General features: G+C 70.3%; 11 protein-coding genes. 1 reads left to right on the top strand and 10 read right to left on the bottom strand.

Annotation, left to right across the window (positions count from 1 at the left end; all coding sequences use genetic code 11):
* Nucleotides 1-128 precede the first annotated feature (128 nt).
* The 10 genes from ACFYWI_RS15135 to ACFYWI_RS15090 all read right to left on the bottom strand — a co-directional run bounded on the left by ACFYWI_RS15135 (nt 129) and on the right by ACFYWI_RS15090 (nt 12,491).
* The gene (locus tag ACFYWI_RS15135) at nt 129-857 is read right to left on the bottom strand and encodes a class F sortase (protein ID WP_389231069.1); all 729 of its coding nucleotides are present in this window, start codon (nt 855-857) and stop codon (nt 129-131) included.
* A gap of 98 nt (nt 858-955) precedes the next feature.
* Nucleotides 956-1,444: a sortase gene (locus tag ACFYWI_RS15130; protein WP_389231066.1), complete on the bottom strand. Its 489-nt coding sequence runs from the start codon at nt 1,442-1,444 to the stop codon at nt 956-958.
* A 225-nt stretch (nt 1,445-1,669) separates the two neighbouring features.
* Nucleotides 1,670-2,170 (bottom strand): Lrp/AsnC family transcriptional regulator, encoded by a 501-nt coding sequence (locus tag ACFYWI_RS15125; protein WP_389231063.1) that lies wholly within the window; start codon nt 2,168-2,170, stop codon nt 1,670-1,672.
* A 38-nt stretch (nt 2,171-2,208) separates the two neighbouring features.
* Nucleotides 2,209-2,982 carry a hypothetical protein gene (locus tag ACFYWI_RS15120; protein WP_389231060.1) on the bottom strand — a complete coding sequence of 258 codons (774 nt, stop codon included), beginning with the start codon at nt 2,980-2,982 and terminating at the stop codon, nt 2,209-2,211.
* Nucleotides 2,966-4,561 (bottom strand): substrate-binding domain-containing protein, encoded by a 1,596-nt coding sequence (locus tag ACFYWI_RS15115; RefSeq protein WP_389231057.1) that lies wholly within the window; start codon nt 4,559-4,561, stop codon nt 2,966-2,968. The genes ACFYWI_RS15120 and ACFYWI_RS15115 overlap by 17 nt, the downstream gene beginning before the upstream one ends.
* Nucleotides 4,561-5,835 carry a hypothetical protein gene (locus ACFYWI_RS15110; protein ID WP_389231054.1) on the bottom strand — a complete coding sequence of 425 codons (1,275 nt, stop codon included), beginning with the start codon at nt 5,833-5,835 and terminating at the stop codon, nt 4,561-4,563. Before ACFYWI_RS15110 ends, ACFYWI_RS15115 begins: the two co-directional genes overlap by 1 nt.
* A 71-nt stretch (nt 5,836-5,906) precedes the next feature.
* Nucleotides 5,907-6,635, bottom strand: a complete 729-nt coding sequence (locus tag ACFYWI_RS15105) for a class I SAM-dependent methyltransferase (RefSeq protein ID WP_389231051.1) — start codon at nt 6,633-6,635, stop codon at nt 5,907-5,909.
* A gap of 185 nt (nt 6,636-6,820) precedes the next feature.
* Entirely contained in the window at nt 6,821-9,253 is a 2,433-nt protein-coding gene (locus ACFYWI_RS15100; RefSeq protein WP_389231048.1) for a SpoIIE family protein phosphatase, read from the bottom strand.
* Between the two features lie 150 nt (nt 9,254-9,403).
* Nucleotides 9,404-11,824, bottom strand: coding sequence for an MFS transporter (locus ACFYWI_RS15095; RefSeq protein WP_389231045.1), 2,421 nt, complete (start codon nt 11,822-11,824; stop codon nt 9,404-9,406).
* A gap of 223 nt (nt 11,825-12,047) precedes the next feature.
* Nucleotides 12,048-12,491, bottom strand: coding sequence for an SRPBCC family protein (locus ACFYWI_RS15090; protein WP_389231042.1), 444 nt, complete (start codon nt 12,489-12,491; stop codon nt 12,048-12,050).
* 159 nt (nt 12,492-12,650) lie between these two features.
* On the opposite strand from ACFYWI_RS15090, the gene ACFYWI_RS15085 reads away from it, so the two are divergent.
* Nucleotides 12,651-13,685 carry an Rv2578c family radical SAM protein gene (locus ACFYWI_RS15085; protein WP_389231039.1) on the top strand — a complete coding sequence of 345 codons (1,035 nt, stop codon included), beginning with the start codon at nt 12,651-12,653 and terminating at the stop codon, nt 13,683-13,685.
* Nucleotides 13,686-13,711: the final 26 nt, after the last annotated feature.

The following is a 13,711-nucleotide window of genomic DNA, read 5'->3' as shown; positions in this document are numbered from 1 at the left end:
CTGAGGGTGACCGGGGATGACCCGCATGTCATCAACGGTAGAAAGCGGCGAGGAGCTGCGACAAGAATCAGATACTGCGCATGCGCGCAGCAATGCTGCGTAAATGGGGCCTTCGGCGGTGGTTCGCTTCACCGGGTGCTCCCCGGCCTGTCCCGGGCCCGCTCCAGGGGGTGGCGGTCCGCCTGTTTCACCGCGGTCATCGTCGCGTAGACCACGACGTTGGCCCGGTAGCCGGTGGGCTCGGCATAACCGCCGCCGCAGGTGATCACCCGCAGTTCGGGCAGGTCGGAGCTGCCGTAGACCTTCTTGTCCGGGAATCTCTTCTTGTCGTAGACCTCCACCGCGGCGACGGTGAACAGGGCCGTGCGCCGGTCCGCCCGGCTGATCTCGATCGTGTCGCCCTTGACGAGGGCGCCGAGGTCGTGGAGGACGCCGGGGCCGGTGGGTGTGTCCACGTGTCCGGTGGTGACGGCCGTTCCCGCCGAGCCGGGAGGCGTGCCGTCGCCGTACCAGCCGACAAGGAAGGGGTTGTCGGCGGGCGGGGGCCGCAGCGCCCCCGCGGGATCGAGGTCCAGTCGTGTCATGGAGGCGTCCACGCGGATGGCGGGGATCCGCAGCCGGAGCGGGTCCGAGGGGGGCAGCGGCCGGGCGGCCCTGAGCGCGGGCGAGGCGGTGCGGCCGGGAGCGGGGCGTGGGGAGCCGGAGAATGCCTGGGCGGCCGAAGGCTGCGGTGGCGGCCCGTCGTCGCGTGCCCCGCTGATCACCAGCACCGTACCCGCCAGCAGTGCGCAGGCCAGATACTTCACCGAAGGCCTGAACGGAGGGGGGGAAGCGCTGATCCTGTGACCGGTTTCCATCGCGGTGGCGCCTCCGCTTCGCGGCGGGGTGGGGTGGGACCTCGCGGCCCCCGGACCGGATGCGGTGTCCGGGGGCCGCTGTCAGGGGAGTTGGGCTCTCAGATCCGGTCGCCGCTCGGACGGCGGCGCATTCTGACCACATACCCGACGGCGGCTGCGGCGAGGAGCGCGCTGCCGAGGGCGAGCTGCGTGCCTCTGCCGTCGGCGGCCCCGAAGCCGGCCTCGACCGCGCCGCTCGGGTGGCGGGTGATCTCGTAGTCATCCGTGACCTTGACCCGTGGTGGGCACTTGACCGTGACCGTGTCGCTGCCGGGCCGGGTTCCTTCCGGAACCCGGAACCGGCCGGTGAGCTCGCCTTCACCGTCACCCTTGAAGAGGTGGAACGCTCCTCCCACCTCCGACGTGCCCTTGCCGTAGGTCTCGCCCTCGCCGCAGGCCGTGGTGGTGACGGTGACCGTGGAGCCCGGGGAGGCGTTCCCCGGGCTGATGTCGATGCCCGCGTCGTCGGCGGCGACAGCTGCCGGGACCGACAGAGCAAGGGCACCGAGAACCAGGCCGATACCTGCACCAACGCGTTTGGTACGCATAAGGATCCTCCAACGGAGCAGTGTCCGGCCTGTCTGCGCGGCGCCTCTGCTGTGCTCCGCTCCTGAGGCAACCGACAGTCCGTCAGGTCCGCAACAGGACGTGCCTGCACGGGTGTCACCCGGGCAGGCGTAGTGGCCGCTCCAGCTTGATCGTTTACGCAGGTCACCGAAGCGGAGACGATCGCCGCGGAGTAATCGGCGGAAGGACGGCGAACGGGCGACGGCTCAGTCGTCGTCGCCGAGCGCGGTGGCGGCCCGCCCGGCGCCGGCTTCCGGGCTGCTCGTGAGCAGATGTGACAGGACCATGTAACTGATCGTCTTGCGGATGAACGGCTCGGCCCGGATGCGCTCGAGCACTTCCTCGAAGTGCTCCACATCCGTGGCCCGCACATGCAGCAGCGCGTCGGCGCCGCCGGTGACGGTCATCGCGGCCATGATCTCGGGGTGGTTGCGTACGACCTCGGCCAGGCGCCGCGGCGGGGCGGCGCTGTCGCAGTACACCTCCACATACGCCTCCGTGCGCCAGCCGAGTGCGGCGGGCCGGACCGTGGTGGTGAATCCGGTGATGATGTCGTTCTCGCGCATCCGGTCGACCCGCCGCTTGACGGCGGTCGCCGAGAGGCCGATCGCCGCGCCGATCTCGTTGAAACTGGTCCGTGCGTTCGCGACCAGAGCGGCCACGATCTTCCGGTCCAGGTCGTCGAACGGAACGGACTTGTTCGTCATTTTGGTGATCCTTCGGGCGGCCGGGTAGCGCGCGGACCTTACCGGAAGATCGCCATCGCCTGCACTTCCAGGACCGCGCCGTCGGCGTTCCAGTCCTGGACCTTGCCGAGGCAGCGGGCCGAGAAGGTCCCCTGCGGGACCTCGGTGCGCAGCCCCTCGGTCGCACAGGTGACCCGCACGCGGGGCCCTTCGGCGGGGTCGGCGGGGTCCCCGTACGGGGCCAGCAGAACCGTGCTCCGCGGGGATTCCTCGACCTTGCGGAACCGCCCCCGGATCAGCACGAAGTCCTCGATGTCCCGCAGGAGTACGGTCTGCTGGGACGTCCCGGACCCGTGCGGCGTCGCGAGTCCCCGGGTCAGCGCCGCATTGCGCCGCACGGTCTGGTTGACGAGGTCGACATGGACGATGACGTCCTTCTCCTCCAGTACGTCCATGATGATGCCGATCACCGAGATGGGCTCGGCCACTTCCATGTACTTGCTGACGATCTCACTGTTGTCACGTCTGCCGCCGCCCGCGCTCAGCCCGAACACGGTGGCGCGGATGGTGCCGTCCTTGCTGTCGCTGGTCCGCTGCTCCACCTCTCTGCGCAGGGCCGCCGCGTAACCGCGCATCTGGTAGTGGTCCATGACGGACCGGTCGTGCAGATAGAAGCAGATGCTGTACGTGAGGTTCTGGCCGCGTCCGCGCCTGCCGCGGGTGAGCCGGAGCACGGCCATGACGAGCGCCGTGAAGGCGCCGGCCAAGGTCAGCAGCCACAGGAGCATCCAGGGCCACCAGACGCCCCACCACACCTCACTGAGCACACCCACGGATCTCCTTGAAAGCGTTCAGGAGCGACTGGGCGGTGGCGTCGACCATCCGGCCGCCGGTGGCCCGTGCCGCTCGATCCAGTTCCTCGGTGTCGGCCTCGCCGTGGCGAACGGTGTAGGTGCGCACCGCGCGCGCCTGGGGCGGCAGCGCCGCGTGCCGGCGGAGGAAGGTGTCGAGATCCATCCCCGCGTTGTTCTCTCCGTCGGTCATGAGCACGATGGAGATGTCCTGTCCCGGGTGCTGCCGTACGAGACCGGTCACCTTGACGTAGGCGTGGTCGAGGGAGGACCAGATGGCGGTGGAGTCGGCGAAGTCGTCGGACGCCACGAAGCCGCTCAGCCGGCCCAGGTCGCGCTGCCCCTCGTAGGTCACGCTGCGTTCGTCCAGTACGCGGCCGGCGAATCTCATCACGGTGAGCGCCTCGCCCCGGTAGAACCTGACGAACTTTCCGGAGCGGGAGTCGTCCGCCCCGCTGAGCCCGTCGAAGGTGGCCCGCAGCTGCGCGATGCGTTCGCCGCGCATCGAGCCGGAGAAGTCGAGCAGGAAGATCACCCGGGCGGGCCGGTCCCGCCGGGGAGCCCCGTAGTCGGCGAGCAGCCGGTCGACGACCTTCTGGTCGCCCGGGAAGTACAGCGCGTTGCCGACCGGCTCGCGCAGGCGTGGTATGCGGGGCACGCCGGGATCGATCGGCCGGCGCAGCGTGCGCTCCATGATGTTCTTCTGGACCGGATCGCTCTTGAGCCAGTCGACCATCCTGTCGTACGCGTCCCGTTTGGCGGGGTCGAGCAGCAGCACCGGATAGTCGGAGAGCACCATGCCGTCGTCGGGGTGGACGATCTCCAGCGGCCGGCGCAGCTCGCCGCTCCTGTTGAGCTGGAGCAGTTCTGACTCGTACGTGATCATGGCGTTCAGTTCGTCCTGCCTGCGTACGAACCCGTCGGCCATGCGGGCCGACGAGTCCGCGGTGAGCGCGTGCCCTGCAAAGAAGCCGCGCAGCCGGTCGCAGGAGACGTCCTCGGGGCGCAGGGGGCTTCCCGTGCCCGCCGCGGCCGTCGCGACGCCGATGAGTGCGGCGAGTCCGCTGTTGGTGTGCCGCGGGTCGGCCATCGCGAACTTCAGGGTGCCGTCGGCAGCGGCGTCGGCCGCGTCGGCCCAGGAGATCCGGCCGCCCGGCGCTGTGCGGCGCAGCTGTTCGGCCGTGGCGGGCCGCATGCCGATGACGACGGGCGAGCGCATGATGCTGGTGGCGAGCGGCGGCTCGACGCCCGGCGCGGTCTCCTTCTGCTTGAGGCGGAAGTAGCGGTCGGAGGAGAGCCAGGCCAGATCGTGCCGGTAGCGGCCGGAGGCGAGCGCGTTGCCGGCGTCGACGGTGCCGCGGTAGTCCATCTCCAGCGTGATCCCGGTTTCGCGGCGCAGGTCGTCGAGGAGGGGGCGCATGTCCACGAGTTCGGAGCTGGCCAGTACCCGCAGGGTGACGGACTCGGGGCGGTTCACGGAGCATGCCGTGACGGCGGCGAGCCACAGGCAGGCCATGCACAGGGCGATGAGGCCGGTCGGTCGACGGCGTTGCTGCCTCATCAGGGGCGTCCGGGCAGGGCTTCGACGGCCGGGCAGTCGCCCACGAGGGAGATCATGCGTTCCAGGTAGCGCAGCCGGGGCATCGACGTCCTGGTGTCGTCGTTCTCCATCGAGGGGACGGGGATGTCGCGGCCTTGCAGGAAGCCGGTCAGCTGGTCGCCCGCGACCTCGCCCGTCGGGTCGAGGATCCGGTAGCCGAGCTCCATGGCGCGTCGGCGCAACTCCGGGTCGGTGGAAATGAGTTCGCCGAGTCGGTCGCCGTCGCGGTTGAGGGAGATGAACTGGGGCTGGGTCACGAACTGGCTGGACGGGTACAGCAGCACCCGCTGCGGGTCCAGTTTCTTCGACTCGGCCTGGTAGCGGACCTGGTACGCGAGGTACTGATGCTCGTACGCCACCACCAAGGGAGCGATGCCCTTGCCCTCCGGGGAGATGTAGGTCCGGAACACGTCGGCGGCCGGCAGGCCCTGGTCCATGAGGTGCTTGATCTCGCGCCCCCGCGCGTCCGCCTCCCGGTCGGTGTCCGGCACTTCGTCGCCCTCGCCGTGCCAGGTGAAGGCGACCAGCGCCAGATAGGTGCCTGCCGAGTTGGCTCCGCACACGTCGGGGCTCTGGGCGACGATCCGGTTCGCGTTGGTGATGCCGTGCCGCTGGATGCCGATGTCGTCCCACCGGACCTGCCGGTGGATGTGGTCGAGGAATTTAGGCATGTTCAGTACGTAGTACAGCGGGCCGCCCGGGCCCGCGCGGCGGTGCGCGGTGGCGATCCCCGCGTCCCGCAGGGTCTCGGCGTATTCGCGGTAGGTGGCGAGCACGATGGGGCTGACGAACGGCCGGTGCACCTTGGCGTACTGGTTCCGTGATGCCCGCGCACTGGTGATCAGGTCACCTGCGGGCTGGCCGGAGGGAAAGACGAAGTCGTACCGGGAGATGTCCCGGACGGCAACCTCGCGCGATCCGGAGCTGGTGATGTGCACCCGTATGTGATGCTTCATCAGGATCCGCTGGACCTCGGCGTCCTCGAAGAAGTCCCGCTTGGAGGCCATCTTCCCTTCCAGCGTGACCACCCGATGGAAGGGAAGCAGGATGTTTCCCGACACGGCCAGTGTGAGCGCACCGATCAGTACGGCGGCCAGCAAGGGCACGGCGGCGACAAGGAAGGTGCGCCGCGACGACAAGGAGGACGAGCCGCGCCTGACCTCCAGTCGCGGTTCCTCGATGACCGGTCTCTCCCCGATGGCCACGGCCGCCTCCCCCAGAGTCCCGCGTCCCACGGGGACAGCCTTGCGCAACCGGATGGCTCGCCGGGCACGTTCGGCTCAATCCGAGGTGAACACATCAGTCCTCAGGCACGGCCGCTTCCCATGACCAGCCACCTCGACGGCAGCTCGATGCGGGCCCCGGAGGGGGCGTACTCGGTCGTGGTGAGTGGCAGGTCACCGCTCGCCAGCACCTCGAGACCGGCGGTGGTGAAGAACTCCTCGACCTCGGCGTCCGCCACGGCACCCGGCACGATGCCGTGCCGGAAGACGGGCCGCAGTTTCGGCGGCGGCCCCTCGGGCGACTGCGCGAGGCCCATCAGCTGCCGCCCGGCCGTCTCGGCGAGCTCCACGACGAATGCACGTCCCCGCTCCCCCACCAGGGTCGCGATCCCGTCGGCCACCGCCTGGCGGTCCTGCGGATCGCACTGATGGAGCACGCCTCGCATATAGACGTTGGCGTCACCGAGTTCGGCGTGCAGCTGCGCCATCAGCGCTCCGTCCGCCGCGTCCAGCTCACGGAACCGGGCCTCGTCGCCGCTGTCCCTCCGCCTGGCGCGCTGGATCGCGGCGGGGGCCAGGTCCACGCCCAGCACGGACGGGAAACGGCCGGCGAGGAACAGGGTCTGGGTGCCGTTGCCGCAGCCCAGGTCGACCAGGGACAGGGCGGGTTCGGTCATGTGCGGCTCGTAGATCGCGAGATGGACCCCGGCGGTCAGAGCGGGTTCCGCGTCCCAGAACACCTCCCCCGGCGCGTCGGGGGCCTCGCTCCAGAATCCTTCCCAGGCTTCCTTGTAACGACTCGTCACGCTCATGAAACGCTCCAGTCCCCAGGGTGTGATGTGCTGACACAGCGTCAAGATCGGTCTACCGCTCCGCGGTTGTCGCGACAAGAACCCGACGTGGACCTTTGCGCAGCGTTCGACCGGCAGGATCGGCACGTCCGGCTCCGCGGGTGTGGCCGGGGGGTGTGCGCTGTGGCCGGGGGGAGCTCCGGCGACTACGGCAGCGCCAGCTCGAACCAGACCGTCTTGCCGTGGGCCGTACGGCTGGTGCCCCACTCCCGCGCCAGGCTGCTCACCACTCTCAGCCCCCGGCCGTGCTCGTCGTCGGGGCGCGCCCCGAGCAGTGCCGGCAGCGTCTGGTCCTCGTCCGCCAGCTCGCACAGCAGCGACCCTGCCCGTACGAGCCTCAGCTCCGCGCGCCGCCCGTGCGCGTGCCGCACCGCATTGGCGACCACCTCGCCGGCCAGTTGCTCCGCCGTCTCGCTCAGTGCGCCGAGTCCCCACACGCCCAGCTGTCCCCGTACGAGCCGCCGGGCCCGTGCGGCCTCGCTCGGCTCGAGCGACAGCTCCCAGGCGGCGACCGAATCCGGCTCCATCCCGTTGAGCCTGGCCATCAGCAGAGCCACATCGTCCTTGCGGCCGCCGCGGCCCGCCTGTGAAAAGGACGCGGCGAGCGCGCGGATGATCGTGTCGCAGGCGTCGTCCATGGAGGCGGCGGGGTGCGCGGCCGACTCGCACAGCGTCGCCAGGCCCACACCGATGTCCTCGCCGCGCACCTCCACCAGCCCATCCGTGCACATGACGAGCCGGTCACCGGGTGACACCGGCACCCGGGCACTCTCGAAGGGCACGCCGCCGACACCGATCGGGGCGCCGGTCGGCAGCTCCAGCAGTTCGCTGCGCCCGTCCGCGGCGCGCACGATCACCGGGGGCACATGGCCGGCGTTGGCCATGTGCAGCTCGCCCCGGATCGGGTCGTACACCGCGTACAGACAGGTCGCGAGATAGTGCTCGCCCAGACGCTGGGCGAGGTCGTCGAGATTGCGCAGCAGCTGCGCGGGCGGCAGGTCGAGAGCCGCCATCGTCTGCACGGCGGTGCGCAACTGGCCCATCATCGCGGCCGAGTGGAGGCCGTGACCCATCACATCGCCCACGACGAGCGCGGTGCGCGATCCCGGCAGCTTGATCGAGTCGAACCAGTCACCGCCGACCCGGCCGAGCTGGGTGCCCGGCAGATAGCGGGTGGCGGTGTCGCAGCCCGCCATCCGCGGCGTTGCCTGCGGCAGCATGGAGTCCTGGAGGGTCTCGGCGACGTTCTCCTGGTAGGTGTACATCCGGGCGTTGTCGAGCACGAGGCCGGCGCGGGCGGCCAGTTCGGCCCCGGTGACCCGGTCCATGTCGTTGAACACGGCGCGTTCCGCGTGGCGCAGAAGGATCATGAAGCCCAGCACCACATTGCGCGCCTTGAGCGGCACCACCAGCATGGAGCGGCCGTTGATCAGCGGGCGGATGTCGCGCTTTTCGAACTGCGAGGCGATGGCGGTGCCCATCTGCTCGCTGATCCGCGGCACCAGCACGGGTTCGCCGGTGGTCATGCACCGGAAGAACGGGGTGTGCACGGGGAACGGCATGGATTCGCCGACCGGTACGACATCGTCCCAGCGGCCCGGCTCGTCGACGTGCTCGACGGCGACCCGGTGCCACAGAGTGGTCTCGTCCGGCGGTCCGTCGGGAAAGCCCTCGCCCGCGACGACCTGTTCCCGCAGGTAGGTGCCCGCGACATCGGTGAAGCGCGGCACGACGGCCGCGCTGACTTCCTGGATCGTCCGGGCGAGGTCGAGCGAGGAGCCGATACGGCCGCTGACCTCGTTGAGGAACTCCAGCCGCTCGCGCACGGCGGCGTACTCGAGGTCCTGCACCGGATCGGCCGCTTCGACGGGGTGTCCCGCCGCCGCGGATTTCTCGGCCGCCCGCTGCCGTGCCCTGCGCTCGGCGCGCCGCGGGACACCCCAGTCCGGGGTGACCGGCACCCGGTCGTGGTGGCTGAACTCGAGCACGGGATAGCCCAGATCCAGGACCTGGGAGACGATCCGCGACGACTCCTGGACGCTCATGCTCGGCAGGATCTCCGGGAGTCCGCGGGCCAGTTCGTCGAAGCCGGGGAACTCGGTGTGCAGGGCGAACCCGGGCGAGATGCGCTCGACGCTCTCGTCCTCGCCGGCGAACCGGCTCGCGTCGGCGGCCAGTACGAGCAGCCGCTCGGGGCCGGGCCCGACCATGGGATACGCCCACCACAGCACGTCGACCCGTGCGCCGCCCGCTTCGGAGAGCCGGGCGCGGCCCGCGGCGGGGTAGGCGGTGAGGCCGTTCAGCGACGCGTCGAGGCCGGGACCCGGCCCGTCGTACGCCTCCAGGGCGTCGTACGAGCTGTCCTCGTTCAGCCTGTCCTCGTTCAGCGCGCCGGAGACGGGGAGCAGTTCGACCGCGCTCCGGCCGACCGCGGCCTCCCGCGTGGGTCCGAACAGCCGTCGCGCACCCGTGGACCAGTGCGACACCAAACCGTCGCCGTCCACGACGACCACGGCGAGCGGGACCCGGCCGGCCACGGCGTCCTGCGGTGGCGCTGTCGGCGGAACACCACTGTCCATGGCTGGATGGCTCCTTCCCCGCCGCCCGGATCCGCGGCCTCGGCACCACGTTACGACTCACGAGTAGCTTTGGCGTGGCAATGACGTAACAGGGCGTGCGTGCACGCGAATTGACGTCGCGTCAATTGGCCGCCCACGAGCTGCTACGGGTCAGTCCTCGTGGCCGAGCTGCAGGTCGCGCTCGGTTCGCCCGCCGCCCGCGACCTGCAGGACGGTCGCCACCGGCGGATAACCGGCGGCGATCACGGTGTACTCGCCGGACGACAGGTCCACGAAGCGGAAGGTGCCGTCGGGGCCCGTGGTGAGGGTGTCCATCACGTTGCCGGCCGCGTCGAGGAGGGTGACGCGCGCGTCATCGACCGGCCGCCCGTCGCCGGCCCGTACCGTGCCGCGCAGCAGCGCACCGCCGGCCAGCTCGATGTCCTGTCGGGTCTCGCGGGAAGCCTGCACGCTGACGGGGTGCGCGGCGGGGCGGAAGGCAGGGGCGCTCGCCGCGAGGGTGTACTCCCCCGCAACCAACTCCGTGATCACATAGCCGCCTTCGCGGCCGCTGCGGGTGCTCGCCACGACCTCACCGCGGACATCGGTGAGGGTGACGGCGGCATCCCGCACCGGGGTGCCGTCGGCGGTCACAACCGTTCCGGCGAGCCGGCCCGCGCCGCCGAGGACCACGTCGAGTTCGACGGGCCGCTCGCCCACGGTGACGGTGACGGCCTGCGGCTGGTGCCCGCCGGCCGCAGCGATCATCACATACGAGCCGGAGCCGGGCACGCTCAGCGCATACCGCCCGTCCTCGCCGCTCGCGCCGCGGCCGATCTGCCTTCCCTGTACGTCGATGAGCGTGAGGGCGGCCCGCGGCACGCTGCTGCCGTCGTGGTGCTGGACGGTGCCGCAGACGGGGACACCCACGGGGTACGGGGAAGCCGGCGGCGTCGGCGTGCGGGGGCTTGCGTGGCGGGCGTGCGGAACGGCGGTGGGCTCGGCGGCGGAGGCGTTGTGGGACACCAGCGGTTTCTCCTTGAGGAAGAAGGCGATGAACAGGCCGAGCGCGAGCACCGGCACGAGGAAGAGGAAGATCCGTGGCATCGCGTCCGCATATGCCTGGATGTAGCCGTCGCGCAGGACGGGCGGCATGGCGTGCACCAGCTGCGGGGTGATGGACGTGGGATCGGGCAGGTCCGCACCGGCCGGTAGGCGGTCGGCGAGCGCATCGGTGAGCCGGTCGGCGAAGAGGGTGCCGAACACGGCGGCGCCGACGCTGCCGCCCATCTGCCGGAAGTAGTTGTGGGCGCTGGTGGCGGTGCCGAGGTCGGCGGGCGGTACGGCGCTTTGCACGGCGATGATCAGCACCGGCAGCACCAGTCCGATGCCCACGCCGAGCACGGCCTGCCAGATGCTGTACTCAAGCCGGGGCGTGCCGGCCTCGAGTCCGGACAGCAGCCACATGCCGACGGCGGCGACGAGGCTGCCGAGGACGGGGTAGATCCTGTAGCGCCCGGTGTGACTGATGAGCTGTCCCGAGACGATCGAGGCGACGACGATGCCGCCCATCATCGGCAGCATCAGCAGGCCCGACTCGGTTGCGCCGGCCCCGTCGACCATCTGGAGGAAGGTCGGCAGATAGCCCGCCGCGCCGAAGAGTGCGACGCCGACGACCGCGCCGACGAGCGAGGTGATGACGAAGACCGGGTCGCGGAACAGCCGCAGCGGGATAATCGGTTCGGGTGCGAAGCGCTCGACGACCAGAAAGAGCACGGTAATTGCCGCTGCTGCGGCGGCGAGCCCCAGGATGACGCCCGAGTCCCAGGCGTACTCGGTGCCGCCCCAACTGGTCAGCAGCACCAGGCAGGTGGAGGCTGCCGCGAGGAACAGCGCGCCGAGGACGTCGAGCCGGGCCCGGACCGCCGGCCTGGGGAGCTTCAGCCCCAGGGTGACCACGAGCAGCGTGATCAGGCCGAAGGGGACGTTGAAGTAGAAGCACCAGCGCCAGGAGGCGTGGTCGGTGAAGAAGCCGCCGAGCAGCGGTCCTGCGACGGACGCGAGTCCGAAGGCGGCACCGATCAGTCCCATGAAGCGGCCGCGTTCCCGGGGCGGGACGATGTCCGCGATGATCGCCTGCACGCCGATCATGAGCCCGCCGGCGCCGATGCCCTGGAGGGCGCGGAACGCGATGAGCTGATCCATGGTGCGTGACCAGCCGGCGAGTGCGGAGCCGACGACGAAGACGACGATGGCGAACTGGAAGACACCCTTGCGCCCGAAGAGATCGCCGAGTTTTCCGTAGATCGGCAGGCCGATGGTGGCGGTGAGCAGATAGGCGGTGATCGCCCAGGGCATCCGGTCCAGCCCCTGGAGCTCGCCCACGATCTTCGGCAGCGCGGTGGCGACGATCATCTGCTCGAGGGCGGCGAGCAGCAGCGCGAGCATCAGGCCCAGGAAGACCAGGCGTACGCGCCGGGGGCTGAGAGCCTCGGGGGACGTCGCCGTGGCGGCAGGGGGCGGCGGGTCCGCCGGGCCGACGGCGGCCGCCGGTGCGGCCTGCTCGTCCTTCACCAGAGTGCTTCCGCCCACGGATCTGCTCCCCTCGTCGCCTGCGCGGCGCCATTGTTCGCATTACGCGCCAAGGGGGAGCAAGCCGGACGCCGTCGGGACCGCGGCAGCGTGATCGCGTCAACCGGCCCCAAGGGGGCGCACATCGGGCGCCCATCAGGGGCTTTCCCGTGGCACGTCGTGCGCGGGGCGCATCACGCGCCACGGGGAAAACCACTCGAACCGGTGAGTGGATCGTGGACTGCTACTTCTCGACCTCGGCGGCGAGCCTGGCCAGCACGGCGTCGTAGATCCGGCCGAGACCCTTGGGTGCGAAGGTCTTCTCGAAGAAGCCGCCGACACCTCCGGCGCCGTTCCAGACAGTGGTGACGACAGCCTTGGACTTGCCCTCACCGGCCGGGGTGACGGTCCATGTGGTGACCATCGAGGAGTTGCGGTCCTTCTCGACGAGCTGACCGTCGGTGGGTTCGGTGACCTCGAGCAGGCAGTCGCGGACGCGCTTGCTGGTCGCCTGGAGCTTCCAGTGCACGAGCGTGCCCTCGCCGTCACCGCCCTCGCGGACCTCGTATTCGCTGAAGTGCTCGGGCAGGAGCTTCGCGCGGGTGTTCTCGTAGTCGGCCACGGCATCGAACACCGTCTCCGCGTCCGCCGCGATGATCCGCTCCGTGGTCGCCTCGACCTGCGCCATTCCTGTTTCCTCCAGCACTCGCTCCAGCGGGATGGCGCTAGCCAATCACCTCGGGTCAGGCCTCCCCAAATCCTTGCGCCGTCCACTCCCGACGGCGCGAGGCAGCGATCATGGGAACAGTTGTTCTATTCTGGGGCCAGTGCTACCGAGGAGGCACCCATGCGCTGGGACAATCTGGTCGACAACCCCGCCGCCACCGGCGACACCGCTCTTTTCGGTACGTCCGCGGTGACCACCCGCACCTTCGACACGCCCGAATTCCGCGGCATCACCTTCCACGAGATCCGGGCCCGCTCGATCCTCAACCGCGTGCCGGGCGCATCCCGGATGCCGTTCGAATGGACCGTCAATCCCTACCGGGGCTGCACACACGCCTGCGTGTACTGCTTCGCCCGCAAGACCCACAGCTATCTGGACCTCGACACCGGCCTCGGCTTCGACTCCCAGATCGTGGTCAAGATCAACGCACCGGAGCTGCTGCGCCGGCAGCTCACCTCCCGGCAGTGGAAGGGCGCGCACATCGCGATGGGCACCAACGTCGACTGCTATCAGCGGGCGGAAGGGCGCTACCGGCTGATGCCGGGCATCATCACGGCCCTGCGCGACCAGGCGAACCCGTTCTCCATCCTCACCAAGGGCACGCTGATCCTGCGGGACCTGGAACTGCTGCGACAGGCCGCCGACGTCACGGAGGCCGGCATCTCGGTGTCGGTGGGCTTCGTCGACCAGGAGCTGTGGCGCACCGTCGAACCGGGCACCCCCTCCCCCGAGCGCCGCCTCGACGTCGTACGCGCCCTGACCGAGCACGGCATCGGATGCGGCGTCCTGATGGCGCCGGTGATCCCCTTCCTCGGCGACCGCCCGGACCAGCTGCGGGCGACGGTCCGCGCGATCGCCGCCTCCGGCGCGACATCGGTGACCCCGCTCGTACTCCATCTGCGGCCCGGCGCACGCGAGTGGTTCATGGCCTGGCTGCGCGAGCGGCACCCGCATCTGGTGGGGCGCTACGAACGGCTGTACGCGGATGGGGCATACGCGCCCAAGTGGTACCAGCGCCGGATCACCCGCCATGTCCACGAGCTGGCCACCGAGTTCGGGATCGGCCCCTCGGACCGCGGGATGCCACGCCGGATCCCCGCCCGCGCGGAGCCGGACGCCGCGGCACCGGAACCGACCCAGCTGACCCTGCTCTGAGACCGGCTGTCAGTGGCGTGAGCGAG

Source organism: Streptomyces sp. NPDC002889 (assembly GCF_042888425.1).
GTDB lineage: Bacteria > Actinomycetota > Actinomycetes > Streptomycetales > Streptomycetaceae > Streptomyces.
The sequence above is the reverse complement of the archived record's forward strand: the minus strand, read 5'-3'. Positions and strand labels throughout refer to the sequence as shown.